Raw genomic sequence first — 14,529 nt, forward strand, 5'->3', positions numbered from 1 at the left:
AGATTGACAGTTAAGAACATTTTATCATGTTCTCTTTTTTCTCTGTCTACCTGAAGGGGATAATACCAAACCTTCTCTTTTATTTCACTTTTTTATTGGTTTTTTCGACGAAACTTAGCCATGTTGTTCGCAGTTATACAAAATAAACCCCTTGGGAGCAAAGGGGTTTATCGTATTTCACATTTAAGGTTTATGTATGATTTTATTCAACTAAAAAAGGATATTTCCTCTAAGTCCTCTTCCGATATCGGCCCCGCCTACGCCAGATATTATGACAGCCACACATGCCATCCAACCCATTTTTATTATAACAGAAAGCGCTTACATTTCCAATGGTTACTAGAAAACAATTGGACTCTTATTCTACGATTTAGTGTTGCATGGTTGTTCATCTTAGTAGTTTCTTCAGAAGATTAGCTAGGCAGTCTATCGCCGGGGTGGGGGCATTTTCCTTTTTTTAAAAAGGAATTCAGATCACATTAAAGAAACTAAATATCTAGAACATTTGAAAAGACATTGGCTAGAACTGAATAGGGGTATATGGTGTAAGGTAATTTGGTAATTCCGTTCGAAATATCGGAGGGAATTCACACCAGAATGTAGAATAGGTGAATTAAGAGTGATATCAGCGTGAAGGAGATGTGAATCATGAAAATCAAGGAAATATTGGACGACCTATTGATAACCGGAAATACCATAGCAAAGATCGCAAAAGAGAAAGTTCATATTGGTGAGAAGAAATTAAAAGAAGCTTTACACAATGCTGGATATGAGTATCGAAACTCTGGTCAAAAGGGCTGGCACTATGTAGGTGATGGGGAAGAACCTCTTTATACATCAGTGTTTGAGTTCATCAAATCGAAGAATAGTCACCCTAAGGTGAAACAGACTACACCTATACATGCATTCAATGTGAATCAAAGTTCACACGACACGAAAAAGGATTCACATCCTATCCCCCTCGATGTGAATAGCGTACGAACTCAAGATAAAAGTTCGCTTCACACAGAATTCACACCAGAAGAAAGAGCGATTCTTAGAGATTTAATAAGAGGATATGTTCTTAACGACCAGCAAGATAGTCATGGAGATGACTTGTATCAAAGAGTAGTGACTTTAGAAAAAGGCAAAAAGGTACGGAAGACGATTGTCATAAATGAGGAAGTTGGGGCTTTGCTGGATAGCTTCGCAGACCAACAGAAATTCAATAAATCCGATCTTATTGAAATTGCTATCCTCGATTTAGTTAAAAAATACAAATAAGTGCCCTTCTCCAATACATGCTGCTCCTTTCTTAGAACACTTGTGGATTTGCTTACCCCAAACCCATTCAATTTTTCATTGATGGCTTTTAGGAGCGTTCCGATCTTGGCGTTGGCTACACCTGAGTATTTTGCGGAGAATCGGACCAGGCGTTTGAAAGCGACGAGTTCTCCTTTCGTGAAATCTTTTTTTATGTTCGGATAGGAACATTTCAATCGTGTTGTTAAATTCTTTTATGCTGCTAAACTTGCTGTACTCTTTAAAATTTTCGATTCTACCTGCTAGGAACATAGTATTTCCTCCTTAGAGGACAATAAAAAAGACCCTGCTCCCGATAAAGATTAAGGGAAACACCCACTCCATTTTGTAACGCGTATTTCCTGACAAGCGTCTTATATCTTAAAACCTCCGGAAAAAAATTTGAGCTGTTCCCCCTGGTATAAATTCCTTGCTCATGTTACTATCTGCGCCATCCTCGTTACTGTAAGCCATTAAATACAAGGCAACTATAGCACAACCAACCCGGCCAAGAAAAAGCCGATTGCTATAACCAGCCAAGTATAAGGATTTTTAAGCAAAGCCCCTTTAATTGCGGTCTTTGCTGTATTTTTATCGCTACATTTGCAAGCTAACTCATTCTGGCTTAATCCTTTTCACTTCATTCCTGAAATTTGGCCTTCCATCTTCCCTCTTAGAACCCTTTAAAAGGCAACCTTGCCGTTTTTATTTATTTATTAGATTCGAAAAAAAATTAAATACCTGTAAAGGCTGGTTAAATCGTACAATGGGCATTTTAACACTCAAAAAAAATATTCCTTATGCTCTTTTTCTAACTCTATAGCCGTAATAAATCCTTGTCGCTGGCTAGGAGTGAGTTGTAAATATAAATGGAGTTTGAAAGGGGTGAAAAGTAAAAAGAATAGTGGTGTGATGATTAAAGAAATGGGAAAAAATGCGTTAGATTCGGAGATTAGAGGATTGCTGTTTATTGGATTTCTAAGGGTGTTTTAATTTTTATTAAATAAAAAAAGTAAGTACAAAGGTTTTTGACGCTATAAACGCCCTTAAGGGGTTTCAAAAGCCTTAAGGCTTTTCTAATTGAAGAGTGCCTGACGGACAGACTTAGTGAGTAATAGAAAGAGAGGCTAATTCAACTCATTAGCCTCTTAAGTATATATGGTTTTTCTATCCCTTTAAATTCGTCATCTTCCCCAACTTCAATAGTTTAGAAAGGGCTTCGTTTGATTGAACCTTACCTTCCTTAGTATCTTCTTCAGGATTCATTTGTCCTTGTGACAGGCTGATTGGTGAGGAAGCAAGCTTACTTTTCTCGGGTACCGGCTGCACCATTTGCTGGGCAAGCGCCGCCCCTGCGGGATTTCCGACAATTAAAGAAACGATGTTATAAAGAATCCTTTGCCCTTCCTCTGTTTTCAAAATTGCTAATTGTTCATTCGCAAAGGCGTCTAGTGGAAGGTAAATACCTTGTTCCTTATAAGATCCATTTCGAACCTTTAATCCATCTTCAATAAGCGCGCTAATAAGTTCATTTCTGCTTTTAAAGCTGTCTGCCAACTCATTAAATTCATTAGCCCATTTTATTGAAGTTTTTGGGGTATATTGAATACCGCGACCTGGAGTGATTTTTCTATTGGACAACGTTCCCACCACCTTGTATCACAACTACATAACTACATGAAGATGTTTCTGCTCTCATTTCTTTAATATTCAAGCTTCAATTGATTGCTTTTCAATTTCAGCAATAATATTTTTCAAGAGATACGCCTTACTAGTAAAGAAACTGGCTTGATCTATATTCGGAGGAAATAAACAATCTTCATCTTTAAGTTCAGCTAAGTGTTGATAGGCGAAGAGAATTCCTCCCCCAACAATAATCATTTGCCCAACGTTTGTATCAACAAAATACCGGATGACTTTATCTTTCACTTCTTCGGCATATTGTTTCGTGTATTTATCAACAATCTTTGTAATATCTGCGGTTTTAGACTGCCAGGTCGCTTTAAAGATAGGAGAATACTTAGGCTTTATAATCATTTTATCGATTTCCGGCTTGATGAACTTCCTCATGAATTCTTCACGTGTAAAGGAAATCTTAGGTGTTTTATTAACTCTTTCAAAACGGGCCCGTATGCTATCAAATTCCTTAAGTTCTGCAGCTTCTTTCATAATTAAATCAATATATTTATTTGTACCTATCAGATGATTTGTGGATTTAGTTGAATTTAAACCATTTTCATCATAAAGAGCTAAATCCAATGTTCCAGCTCCTAAATCAGCTATTGCAAACTCGTCATGAATTTGTGATGAAAATTCGGTTTCCACCACTTCCCCATCTACTAAATCAAAGGCCAATGCCAAGTAGCTCGTTACGCCTTCCACATTAAGCTGAACATCTGTAATATTAAGGGTTATGGTTTTTCCTTTATATGGCCCCTTTATTGCAGTAATTTCATGCTCACCCATATACAAGTTTATTTTTTCCGAAGACGCCTGTTTGGCCTCTTCTATTGGTAGTCCAAAACTCAATGGTACGTCTACCGTATGGGTCTTACCTGATTTCCAAGCTGCTAAGGCTAATCCCGCCAAAGTTGTTACTACATGGATTTCATTCCCTAATTTATCTCTTGCATCACTGCTGGTCTCTCTTAAATTTTTTTTGTCATTCGTTGATATTTGGGCATACTCCCCTACTGTATAATAAGAATTTGTTCGATTCTTAGGTAAGGCTTTACTTTTAATATGTAAATGAAGAATCATATCATCTGGAAAAGATTTATCTGCGCTCTCATCTGGCATGTCTTCGGCCGTAGTTTCAGCGTTTTCCCCGATTATACTCGCAATATTTAGCGAGGCAACATTTCCATTCTGGTCGATATACGTAATTTTATTAGAGATGTTCCCACTATCTACTCCTGCAATTAAATAATCCTCTTTGAATAAAAAATCAATTTTTGTCATAATCTTCCCCCTTCAAACTAATCTAGTTTAGTCTGTTCTACTTACATTCAATATATAGAGGCTTTTCATCAAAGTCAATAATAAACTAGCGATAGATTGTCGTTACCGATAAACTATCGCTATTCTTATACCGATAGTTTATCGGTATATAAAAATTAATCTAGTTATTAACATAAAAACATTGAGTGATTGGTTAACGCACATTGATATTTTGGCGATAAGTTGTCGTTATCGGTGTTTTAACTGGTTTTTTACAAACGATATATTCCAGCAAGTTATCGCTAAGGATTTTTTACATCTGTTATTCACCGATAATTTGACGTTATCGGTGTTTTAACTTAGAGCCTAAAAAAGAAAACCACTTATTAAACTAGACTAATCTAGTTTAATAATTTCAAAATAAACTAGATTAGATTAGTTTGAATCGAATCTGTTTCATTTTTTCTATTACTGCCAGCAAACTTAGTTGATTAGTCTTTATCTAGTAGGTAAACTATAGATAAAGTTAAATTGACGCTTAGCGATAGGGAGATAAAAATAAGCTCTAGTTAAACTAGCGTTAAGAGGAGGGTTATCGTGACAAATAGAGTCCAGGTTAATAAGGATTTCATTAAAGAAGCACTTCGTGACGATGCATTATATACTTCGTTGGTCCTTGATAAAGAATACAGTGGCAGTCTATTTAAGACAGATATATTAGAGTTAGATCCGATTGCCATGTATTCAACTACTGATTGTTCAGATAAAATCTTTCATATAGCTAATTCGACCCTAAGGTATTACGTTAGGATGCTAGAGGGATACTTAGAAATATATGTAGAAGGCAGAAAAAAACGATTGCCGTACCTGAGCGTTTTTAAAATCCATATGACTTTACTGGCAATTGAGAGGGGCGAAACAATCTCCGATATCCAAGTTAAGTTATCGCTAAAATCGATCCCCCAACAAAATGGTGGGAAAGCAAAAGGGAGTAAATATAATGAAGAAACTTTAGATCAATTATTTTCTGAATTTGATAGAAGGCAAAATGTAATGATGAAAACTTTTACTATACAAAATACGATCAATCTAATTGAAGTGGAGTTGCTAAGACGAAGAACGGGGATAGCTGATAGACAAAGACAGATTGAAGTCATTGAAGAAAAAATTAAAAATCATCGGCTAAATCGAAAAATGGATCGACAAGCAGCTAATGTGTTACGCAAAAGTTTGGAACAAAAGAAGAATACAGGTTTTTTCTCTTTTTTTACAAAAAACAATACAGAAGATACTCTTGATTTAGAAGCTGAAATACTGGTGGATGAACGAGACATTAAAGCTGACCATATAGAAGTGGAGTTTCTTGAAGAAATTAATACAATAAAGCAGAAGATTAGTCAAATTGAAGAAGAGTCACTCGCTTTAGAAAAAAGGTTAAAATCTGAAACAGCACTTCTAACAAACGAAAATAAAGTTCTAGAACAAACCATGGAAGATTAATGGTCCCTTTTCAATAATTTTTGGTCTAAGTGTGAGAGAAAAAAATCGGCTAACCCTAAACTTTTAGAACTTTATGGAAAATTTTCCTGCAGTTCATATTTCTGTTTCATACTAGGAGTTAAAATGTCATTTGCTTTATGCAGTTCAAAGATGGGGTCTATAGCTTCTCATTGGCTTTCTATACATGTTTAGCAAGTAAGAGGGGAAAAAGGGGAGAAGAAGACCTTATTGAATTGAAGAGGATACAAATATAGGGCCCTATCTAAGGGGCCCTATATTTGTATCCTCTGGATGGTATAGTATTAGAAATATTGGTAAAATCGATTTTTGTGAACGGTTCTCTAGAATGGTGTCCGTAGCTTAACATTTATAATTTGGAATCTATTGGCGATTGTATAAAGTTAACAAAAATTCAACAGGTAATCTTTTAAAAGAAAGCTGTTTTGATTTAGATTTTTTTTCTTCATATTAATCTACTATTTAATTGTTCTCTTTGAAGGAATTTATTCGTAAATAAACAAATTTAATAAAAAAGCATTTTTAATAAGAGAAAACAAATTTAATAAAAGAAACAAAACTAATAGGCAATTTTTAATTGTAGGGTATAACCCATGAGGCAGAAGGGATTTAGCCATTTATAAGTGTTGCTATAACAGAGTTTCCACGTTCCCACATATAGAATGTAAAAGAAGTCACATATACAGAGGGCTTTTTTAAAATTATTCACAAGTACACAGTATGATATTTATAATATCCACTATTACACAAGGCAATATTCGGAGACTAACAGACGCAAAAAAATAATCCTTCTCAATAAATCTGCCAAAAACTGTTGCAGATATGGAAAGGAAAGACTTTTGTTATAAGTAAAGGCTTTTCTACTTTTTGAGAGTATATTCGAATAGCCTTGTGAATGACCTATTTTTTCACAAGGCTGGTTAGCTATTAAATTACACCGTGCAGCTCTGGCGCTTGGCCGGTTTTGGTGTATTCTTTGATTTTGGCTTCATGGATTAATTCATAAGGAATATTTTTCAAGGCCCCAGGAAGGTACTTTCTAAAGGCCATTCTGAAAAAGGCGCCAATCGAGTAGAAATGGAAAGATCCTTTTCGTTGTTTTTCAGTATGTATATGAATTCCTATCTGATCCATTGTTTGTAAAAAGAAATTTTTCATGAATCGATCACGTATGGTGAAGCTTTCATAGTCCTCATCCATAAGATAGTTCAGTTTATTCATTACTTCCTGTTTATAGGAAATCATGACATCAATTTGGTCCCTTGGTTTAAATTTAATTTGATGTCCATCAAAGAAGTAGGTGAGTTCCTTGGATAGTTTCGCCATGAGTGAGTTGACATTGAATTCATCCGAGTGTTCTTCCACACATTCCGGCTTCAAGGAAAAAGAGGCTTTTTTTATCCATATTTGCTTTCCGCGAATTTCCACCCCTGTGAATTCGATGGAAAATAGAGCTTCTAAAACGCTTAAAGTTTTACGAACCCCCTTTGCATTTTTGTTTAGTTGAAGTTTGAGTGTCTTCATAGTCCGTTCTTGTTTGATTTTCTCCATTTCACCTGTCTTGCTGAAAGACAGGCCAGTCCGGAACTGGTTAAGTAAGGATAAGAGAAGTTCAATTCCTTCCGGGTTGGAGGTCCGTACGAATTCTGCTAAAATATTCGTTTCAAAAAGAGCATGCGGTATGATTAGGTAGTTGAGAGATACACCATTAAGTTCAGGTGTATTATACTTTTCAACATCTTTTAACACGATAACAGGTAACCCTTCGTGGATTTCCTCTTTCACAAAATGATGATCTTCTAAGAACTTTCTTCCTCCCCATAGGGTAGAATAAGAAATTCCAAGTTTCTTTGCCCAGTAAGCAAGATTATATTCCTTAAGCATGCCTCGTTGGTTTTGTTCTACGTGTAATTGGTTTAACATGGTCATATATACGACATAGGCAGAAGCAGAAGGGCGCTCAAATGACTGATCACGAAGAAAATGGAATTCTTTTAAGATAGCGTGATGCATTTTAAAACCATGGATTCTTATTCTAGATTCTTTCATTTTTGGCACTCCTCTCGCCTATTTTTATAGTTTTAATTATAGCAGAATGGAAAAACAGGAAATGGTGTCCTTTATTAAGGGTTTTCAAAGTTGCACAACGGGCGCTTATCCCTTGGGGGGCAAGGGTTTGAAAAAACTCTAAAAAATTTTGTGTGAGAGCAAACGTCATTTTTTTTCAAGGTTTGTGCATGGTGTGAAAGGAAACGTCAAGAATTTATAGGGGAGGAAATTCGGGAAAACGTTGATATATCAGTGTTTTTATAAAAAAGTCCATCCAAAAATGGGCATGAATAAAAAAACTTGCACAGAAATATGTGCAAGTTTGTGTGAGAGCAAACGTCATTTGGATCATTTTAGAACAAAAAGAGATTAATTTGGCACTATTTGTGTGGGTTTCTTAATTTTTGTTGGTAATTTAGGAGTGTAAATGGTTGGTTTGTTAAAATACATTTAAGAATCTCAGATCACCTATAGGGAATTGTGCACATTGTGAAAGGAAACGTCAAAACGGAAAAAAGTTGCACAGTTTATCATGGATAAGCTGTGCAAGACGATGTCGAGTTTATATAGTTGTGTTAACGGGAGATAAATCTCTATCCCCTTCTCTATGTGCACATTGTGAGAGGAAACGTCAAATGAAAGAATAGATGCAATCCCATATATTGGTGTGCACATTGAAAAAGGAAACGTCTTCCCTGAACGATAGAGTTGAAAGAAATGCTTATATAACCAGGTTTGATTATCTATAATAGAACGAAAATCTCCAAAACTTGCACAAATACCTGTGCAAGTAAGCGTCATTTTCTCTCTTATTGAACAGAAAATAATAAATGTACGTAAGGGTTCAGTGAAAATAAACACTAAAAATTTTATTCTAAGAGACTTGTGTATAGTGAGAGGAAACGTCAGATTGAAAAGATCAAAGCTGTCCAGATCCGTCTGGAACTACTTTGAGCAATAGAGCTAGGCTGTTGCAGAAAAGAAGTGTTGTAGTGCACATTATGAAAGCAAATATAAGAAATTTCTCTATTAACCCGTGTGTTGACAAAAGCAACACCACTCACTCATAATTACCATATTACTAGATTAAAAGGGGAACTAATATGGATTTTTTAGTAGGTGTTAAAGAGGTGGGGGAAATTCTCGGATGGGATCGCAGAAAGGTTTCCACCTATCAACTGCGGGGCGTGTTGCCTAAACCAGTGGTCCATTTATATAGTGGTCCCATTTGGTTTCGAAAACAAATCGAATTTTATAAGGCTGGGAAAGATTTTGGTGTCAGGACTTATTATATAAAAGGTGAGAGGGTGTATGAATGTACACATAATCAACCTTTTAAAGATACTATCTATTCCCCTAATGACCTGAAAGAAAAGAAAGGGAATTTTATCCTTTATCAGGAACAGGACGTCCAACAGTTGAAAAATGCCATCCTGGAAAAAAAACCGATCGTTCAGTTTCTTTCTTTTGAGTCGATTAGCTTTCTGCATGACTTGGGTATTTTGGAAACAGTTGTTTTTCAAGATTACATCCAACAGTGCTCACTTGATTACATAGAAGAAAGGGGAGGTAAAGAGTAATGTTACAAACCCTGCAAACAAAATTCTTGAATGTCATGAAAACAATTTTCCCAGATTATCCTCAAATCTATGTAGAATGGAAAATGGATATTAATCAACTTATGTCAGGTCAAGATGATTACCAGCCTAGTCAAACTTTAAAGGCATTTTTTGTGATTTTGGATAGCTTGGTGAAAGAATATGATTTGAAGTTCGAGAAAATGGAACTGTGGGTCGATGATTACATAGATGAAATTAGAAATTTTGTACTTCCATACATACAAGTACTAGGAGAAGAGAATTCTTCCGATTCTCCAAAGTCTAGCAATAGGGAAGTGATAAATGCCTTATTGAATCAAAATTTCGCTGAGTCCGGTTCGGCCTTATTATTTCATAAATTAAGGGAGACAATCAGTAAAAATGAATTCGACATTGCTACTGAGATCCCTACTGCAAGAATTGCGGAACGGGCGTTAGAGGCGACGGCTCAAGTGAGGGCAGAAAATGATTATTTGATGATGAAATCGAATGTAGCCATCGAACAATGGAAAAACCTCACCTCTCAAGCCATCACGTCTATGGACGACTTAACCGCAGACATTTTTGATATCGTCTCTATTCTTTGGATGCAACAGGCTACACATAAGGACCAAATGATTCATTTCCATACAGATGACGCTTTGAATCTTAGGAGATTGCAAGGGCGGAAGGAAGATGTAGACGGCTATCAAATGTCTTACCGGAAAAAAGAGCGCGATGATATCATGAAAAGATTGGCCGCCCTTACAACGATATGGATTAGAATTGAAAAAGAGAATTTGAGGTTCATTAATGAGGATCAGGGAGATTTTGAAGAAATTGGACAAGTTCAGTTTAATCCCTTGTTTTTGGTTGATAGTGTGACGGTGGCCTACCGGGGGGATAACCCGATTGGTATTTATGAATGTAGCATTCGTCCAGGGGAATTGCTTGCCAACTTCTTGTATGGTTCCCAAAGGAGCAGTGGGCTTCTTGCATTAAAGACACTTGAATACCATCCAATTAAGCAAAAGTACCATAAACGCTTATCCAGATACCTGTCTTGGCAATGGAGAATTCGCCAGAAGAGTGCGGATTATCTTAGGGCTTATCATATCGGTGGAGATAAAGGCCTTTTAAAAGTCATGGATTTGGATGTTAACCCGAGATATGGTTCAAGGATAAGGGAACAATTTGAAGAAATATTGGACACCCTGCAGCAGGATGGAATAATAAAAGGTTGGGGCTATAAGGAAAATAACCTTGAGAAGCAAATAGAGCAGGAAAGGAATTGGTTCGCAAACACCTGGTTAAAGGCCCGTGTTCAAATCATACCCCCTTATGAAATAACGGGAATGGGAGATTACCAGGACTTATTATTGATTGGTGATCAGGACTATGACGCAGAGAATTTATTAACTATGTTGAAGGATATGACGGACAAGGAGACTGTCGCTACCAGGGAGATGGTCGAAGAAAAAATGGTTTCCCCTGGAACGATGAATAAGGAAAGAAACGATCGGGGATTAAGCATTTTAGAAGCTGCTAAAGAAATGGGAATCTCACATAGTACCTTGTCCCGATATGAAAGGAATTTAATTAAACGTCCATATACAGTCAGCTTAGAAAAAATGAAAGAGTGGTTAAACGCAAAATAAGCATCTAAACAATGCTTATTTTTTTTGAGATGTTCCATCCCAACCTATCATGTTCCATCATCATATGAATAGGGGGAGGATCTGGTATTTCTTATGTTAGGAGTTTTAGATTGTTAAACTTATTCAAGTTAAAAACGCAGGATAAGATTAGTAGTCTACCTAACATCTAAACTCGCAACAAGAGAAGTTTTGGTATGTGAGAAAAGTCTATCAACAGTGTATGTGGTGATAGATTTTGAAGCTACCCTTACGTGTATTTTTTATTCAATTTCATCATCAAGAAGACGTAGGATATTTTCTACGACATCTACATGATTACCTTTTCTAAACTTATCAATAAAATCAATATAAAGAAGTTCAAATACCTTTTCTAATGTGTAGCCGTGTTCTGGTTGAACTTCATCCATATCTGCAAGCAACACCTCTCCACGCAAAGCGAATTTTCTTCTCATGCGTAAATTCAAAGTTTTCATTTCTTGGTTCTTATCTAGATGGATTAATTTAAAGGAAGATTCCCCATACTTTTCAAGTCTTGAATCTTTACCAGCATACTGATCCAATGATGTGAGCAATCGGAATAAGGACTTGGAATCTGGATTCTTTTTCGCAAAAAGTAAGAAGTCATTATATAAAAGATTCATTAAGTCATTTTGTTCAAAATGCATGTCTGATAGGTCTTGAATATCTTCACAAAAAACTTCTGCTCTTAAAAATAGATTCAAGGGGACGTCTATACTCAGTAAGACGGTAGAAGATTTATTTAATTTATGGATAATTTTACCTATGAAGTTTGATGATCCAATTAAAGCAAGTTCTTCATGAATAAGATTAGCTTGGCTATATTTCCCCATCAGTTACGCCCCCTAGCTGTTTCTTTTTGTATGCTTCTACAAATATTCGATGAGCTGCTTTTCGAATGCTGCATTTCCAAACGTCCGCATAATCGCCTATTTTTTGATAAGTGTCATGATCTACTTTGCAATGAACCGTATAAGGCTGGTCTGTATAGTTGACGTCAGGATATACGAGCACCTGTGTAAGTCCAAATAACAGTATTTCCGTGCCAAAGGCTGTTTTAGACCCGTTCCAGTATCGTCGGGATTCCTTTCTTAATACCATGTCCACGGACTCGTCCACGGGAACCTTAATGTCATGCAGCTTATCCGACCGGACTTTTCTTTTTTGAGTTTCAATCATTTTTTTATTTGATGAAGATAGAACCGGATTTAAATGTTTAACCTTTCCCATTTGCTATTCCCCCTTTTAAAATTGTCTTTTTCTTTGGGTTGGTTGGTTAGATGGTTAGTTCGTTTTGTTATGCCAAGAGTGGAGGGAGGTATTTATTACAGAATTATTGGCAAGGCTTTTTTTAGTGAGGTGATACGAAATGAGTAAAGATATTTCAAAGGAACTGGCAGAAAAGCTTGCTAACAAGGCATCCACGCTACATTACGTAAAGAGCACAAATGAATCTAAAAAGAAATAATTAACTTAAAATAATCTTAATTCCACCCTGTTCAGTAATTTTGAATGGGGCTAGATTATATTTTTTTATATAGTTTTGATCTTTCCAGCAACCATCTTCATCCCGCCCCCAATGCGGGCAGGGGAGAGGGACGTCAGCAATTTTATGTTTTTGGAGAATACTTTTATATTCTTTTGAGTGTGCAGCTATAAATAAGGCCAAACGGATAATTTGATTACGATCCAGATCAGTCACTTTAAACACATTCTCTATATAACTTTTATAAACGTCCGGGTATCTTACGGTAGGTCTATACACCAATTTCCTTCCTCCTTTGAAAATAGTATATGGACGTCTGCTGGTTAAAATGTCATTTGGTCAAATATCGATTTTTATAAGAAGCCGTGTTTTATCATGGAAATGAAAGAACAAATTTAGTCTGGTGGTATTTGAAATTCCAATCTAGTTTAGATTAGTTTGGACTAAGTGAAATAATAAAAGGCCAAGTCTGAAAAAAAGAGAAGATAAGATCAGGTTTGATTTCGAACGACAAGTAGGACTAGTATTCTTTAAATCAAAATTACTTGTGTTTGAGCAAATAGTTGCTTGGAGCGAGCGCTACAAAAAAATTCCGTAATATAAGCCCCATTTTCTATCCTTTACTAATTCAAAAAATGTTGTAGGCACTGAGCACTGTCGGTTTAACCTCCGTAAAGATTTTATGTAGTTTATCATATATCTCGATAGAATATATCTTTAATATGCCATCCCCTAATAGTTTAATACTCAATAGTTGTAGTTAGTAGGATTTCGTGTTCCATATGTCTAATTTCAAAATGCTAAAGGGACTAGAACTTTCCCTTCTTTTATGTAGAAAAGACCCAGTATAGTTGAATAAGATTCTTGATTCATGGCATCCATCCTACAATTTCTAAGCTCGTCAAGACAACCTCAAAGATAATGAAAATCACAATGATCCACTCAAGAAAATAGTCTCCTGAGCAAAACTATCCATAATGTTATATGTAATATCAACTTTTTTTGATTTTATACCGATCATTCAAATATAAAAACTCCAGCATGCTGCTATAAAATTCGCCGGTAATGATGCTTGTCCATGTAATATTAGGTTTATCCAGACTTATATTTATGCAAGGGCAATTTTACCAGTGACGTACAATTTTTGCTATCGCCCTTGGTTTGGTACATAAAGGGAAACAACATCTAGCTTATCGTTGATAGACCTCCTTGAGGCTGTTGCAAGGAGAAGTAACAAATTATAGGGCACCTCATAATCACCGTTCTATTCCCTATGTATAAAACATTCTTAATCTCAAACAGAATAGACAAAAAAACGGGAAGATTTAAAATCCTTCCCGTTGTACTGTGCCTGTTGTCTTAACTAGAAGTTATAACAAAATATTAAATAATCGTGATACCCGCGCTTGCAAAACCTACAATTGTAGTAAGAAGGGTAACTGGACTTTCTATAGAGAAAACGAGTAATAATTTATCCCCCGCAGCAACCGGTAGCGCAGCTGCAGCAGTGCCACTAGCTGTATCTCCAATGGCAATTATAGGTCCTAATGCTGGCGTTAACGATACAGAAGCGCCTGATGGAGTAAAGGTATTGCTAGTTGCCGGTGCCGTAAATATTTCTGCACTAATAGTAGCGGCCGTACCTAAAGTCGCTGCAAGAGTCGTACTAAAGAATGCAGATATTGACGTTACCGTTCCTGCACGAGGAGCGACAAATGCGAAGTCAAGAACGCCCCCGACACCACCTAGAGTAATTGATCCTCCACCAATGGTAACAGTATCAAAAGAACTTCCGAACCCAATTAAAGCTCCAGTATTTGCTAAGCCACCTAAAACACTAGTCAATACTACTGGCCCACCAGAAGCAAATGGTATAATCGCCCCACCACCAGTGATACCTTGAGGTCCTTGGAATCCTTGAGCGCCAGCAGCACCTTGAGGTCCTTGGAATCCTTGAGCGCCAGTAGCACCTTGAGGTCCTTGGTCGCCTTGAGGTCCTTGG

General features: G+C 36.4%; 11 protein-coding genes. 4 read left to right on the forward strand and 7 right to left on the reverse strand.

From position 1 onward, the window contains the following. Positions 1–648: 648 nt before the first annotated feature. Positions 649–1,263 carry a hypothetical protein gene (locus tag ASU00_RS23345; RefSeq protein WP_057915835.1) on the forward strand — a complete coding sequence of 205 codons (615 nt, stop codon included), beginning with the start codon at positions 649–651 and terminating at the stop codon, positions 1,261–1,263. A gap of 1,185 nt (positions 1,264–2,448) precedes the next feature. Here ASU00_RS23345 and ASU00_RS23355 read toward each other — a convergent pair. After that, positions 2,449–2,922: a hypothetical protein gene (locus ASU00_RS23355; protein ID WP_057915837.1), complete on the reverse strand. Its 474-nt coding sequence runs from the start codon at positions 2,920–2,922 to the stop codon at positions 2,449–2,451. A 69-nt stretch (positions 2,923–2,991) separates the two neighbouring features. Next, positions 2,992–4,242, reverse strand: coding sequence for a ParM/StbA family protein (locus tag ASU00_RS23360; protein ID WP_057915838.1), 1,251 nt, complete (start codon positions 4,240–4,242; stop codon positions 2,992–2,994). A 576-nt stretch (positions 4,243–4,818) separates the two neighbouring features. Between ASU00_RS23360 and ASU00_RS23365 the strand changes: the two genes are divergently transcribed. Next, the gene (locus ASU00_RS23365) at positions 4,819–5,721 is read left to right on the forward strand and encodes a hypothetical protein (RefSeq protein ID WP_057915839.1); all 903 of its coding nucleotides are present in this window, start codon (positions 4,819–4,821) and stop codon (positions 5,719–5,721) included. A gap of 945 nt (positions 5,722–6,666) precedes the next feature. Here ASU00_RS23365 and ASU00_RS23370 read toward each other — a convergent pair. After that, positions 6,667–7,788, reverse strand: coding sequence for a hypothetical protein (locus tag ASU00_RS23370; protein ID WP_057915840.1), 1,122 nt, complete (start codon positions 7,786–7,788; stop codon positions 6,667–6,669). Between the two features lie 1,103 nt (positions 7,789–8,891). Here ASU00_RS23370 and ASU00_RS23375 point away from each other — a divergent pair. Both ASU00_RS23375 and ASU00_RS23380 read left to right on the forward strand, forming a co-directional pair. Next, entirely contained in the window at positions 8,892–9,368 is a 477-nt protein-coding gene (locus ASU00_RS23375; RefSeq protein WP_057915841.1) for a hypothetical protein, read from the forward strand. Further along, positions 9,368–11,023: a helix-turn-helix domain-containing protein gene (locus ASU00_RS23380; protein WP_057915842.1), complete on the forward strand. Its 1,656-nt coding sequence runs from the start codon at positions 9,368–9,370 to the stop codon at positions 11,021–11,023. The genes ASU00_RS23375 and ASU00_RS23380 overlap by 1 nt, the downstream gene beginning before the upstream one ends. Before the next feature lie 260 nt (positions 11,024–11,283). Here the strand turns inward: ASU00_RS23380 and ASU00_RS23385 are convergent, their stop codons facing one another. The 4 genes from ASU00_RS23385 to ASU00_RS23400 form a co-directional block, all read right to left on the reverse strand. Then, on the reverse strand, positions 11,284–11,874 hold the full coding sequence (locus ASU00_RS23385) for a hypothetical protein (protein WP_057915843.1): 591 nt from the start codon (positions 11,872–11,874) through the stop codon (positions 11,284–11,286). Beyond that, on the reverse strand, positions 11,861–12,271 hold the full coding sequence (locus ASU00_RS23390) for a hypothetical protein (RefSeq protein WP_057915844.1): 411 nt from the start codon (positions 12,269–12,271) through the stop codon (positions 11,861–11,863). Before ASU00_RS23390 ends, ASU00_RS23385 begins: the two co-directional genes overlap by 14 nt. Before the next feature lie 238 nt (positions 12,272–12,509). Continuing rightward, complete coding sequence (locus tag ASU00_RS23395; protein WP_057915845.1) at positions 12,510–12,809, reverse strand: hypothetical protein; 300 nt, start codon at positions 12,807–12,809, stop codon at positions 12,510–12,512. Positions 12,810–13,910: 1,101 nt separating this feature from the next. Continuing rightward, a partial coding sequence (locus ASU00_RS23400) for an exosporium glycoprotein BclB-related protein (RefSeq protein ID WP_330219562.1) occupies positions 13,911–14,529 on the reverse strand: 619 nt, incomplete at its 5' end.

This window comes from Peribacillus muralis (assembly GCF_001439925.1).
In the GTDB taxonomy this organism is placed as follows: Bacteria; Bacillota; Bacilli; order Bacillales; family DSM-1321; genus Peribacillus; species Peribacillus muralis.

What these genes read in the sequence shown, in the direction of transcription:
- ASU00_RS23345 (WP_057915835.1), top strand. Translation starts at nt 649, where the DNA reads ATGAAAATCAAGGAAATATTGGACGACCTATTGATAACCGGAAATACC.
- ASU00_RS23360 (WP_057915838.1), bottom strand. Translation starts at nt 4,242, where the DNA reads ATGACAAAAATTGATTTTTTATTCAAAGAGGATTATTTAATTGCAGGA.
- ASU00_RS23370 (WP_057915840.1), bottom strand. Translation starts at nt 7,788, where the DNA reads ATGAAAGAATCTAGAATAAGAATCCATGGTTTTAAAATGCATCACGCT.
- ASU00_RS23375 (WP_057915841.1), top strand. Translation starts at nt 8,892, where the DNA reads ATGGATTTTTTAGTAGGTGTTAAAGAGGTGGGGGAAATTCTCGGATGG.
- ASU00_RS23380 (WP_057915842.1), top strand. Translation starts at nt 9,368, where the DNA reads ATGTTACAAACCCTGCAAACAAAATTCTTGAATGTCATGAAAACAATT.
- ASU00_RS23385 (WP_057915843.1), bottom strand. Translation starts at nt 11,874, where the DNA reads ATGGGGAAATATAGCCAAGCTAATCTTATTCATGAAGAACTTGCTTTA.
- ASU00_RS23390 (WP_057915844.1), bottom strand. Translation starts at nt 12,271, where the DNA reads ATGGGAAAGGTTAAACATTTAAATCCGGTTCTATCTTCATCAAATAAA.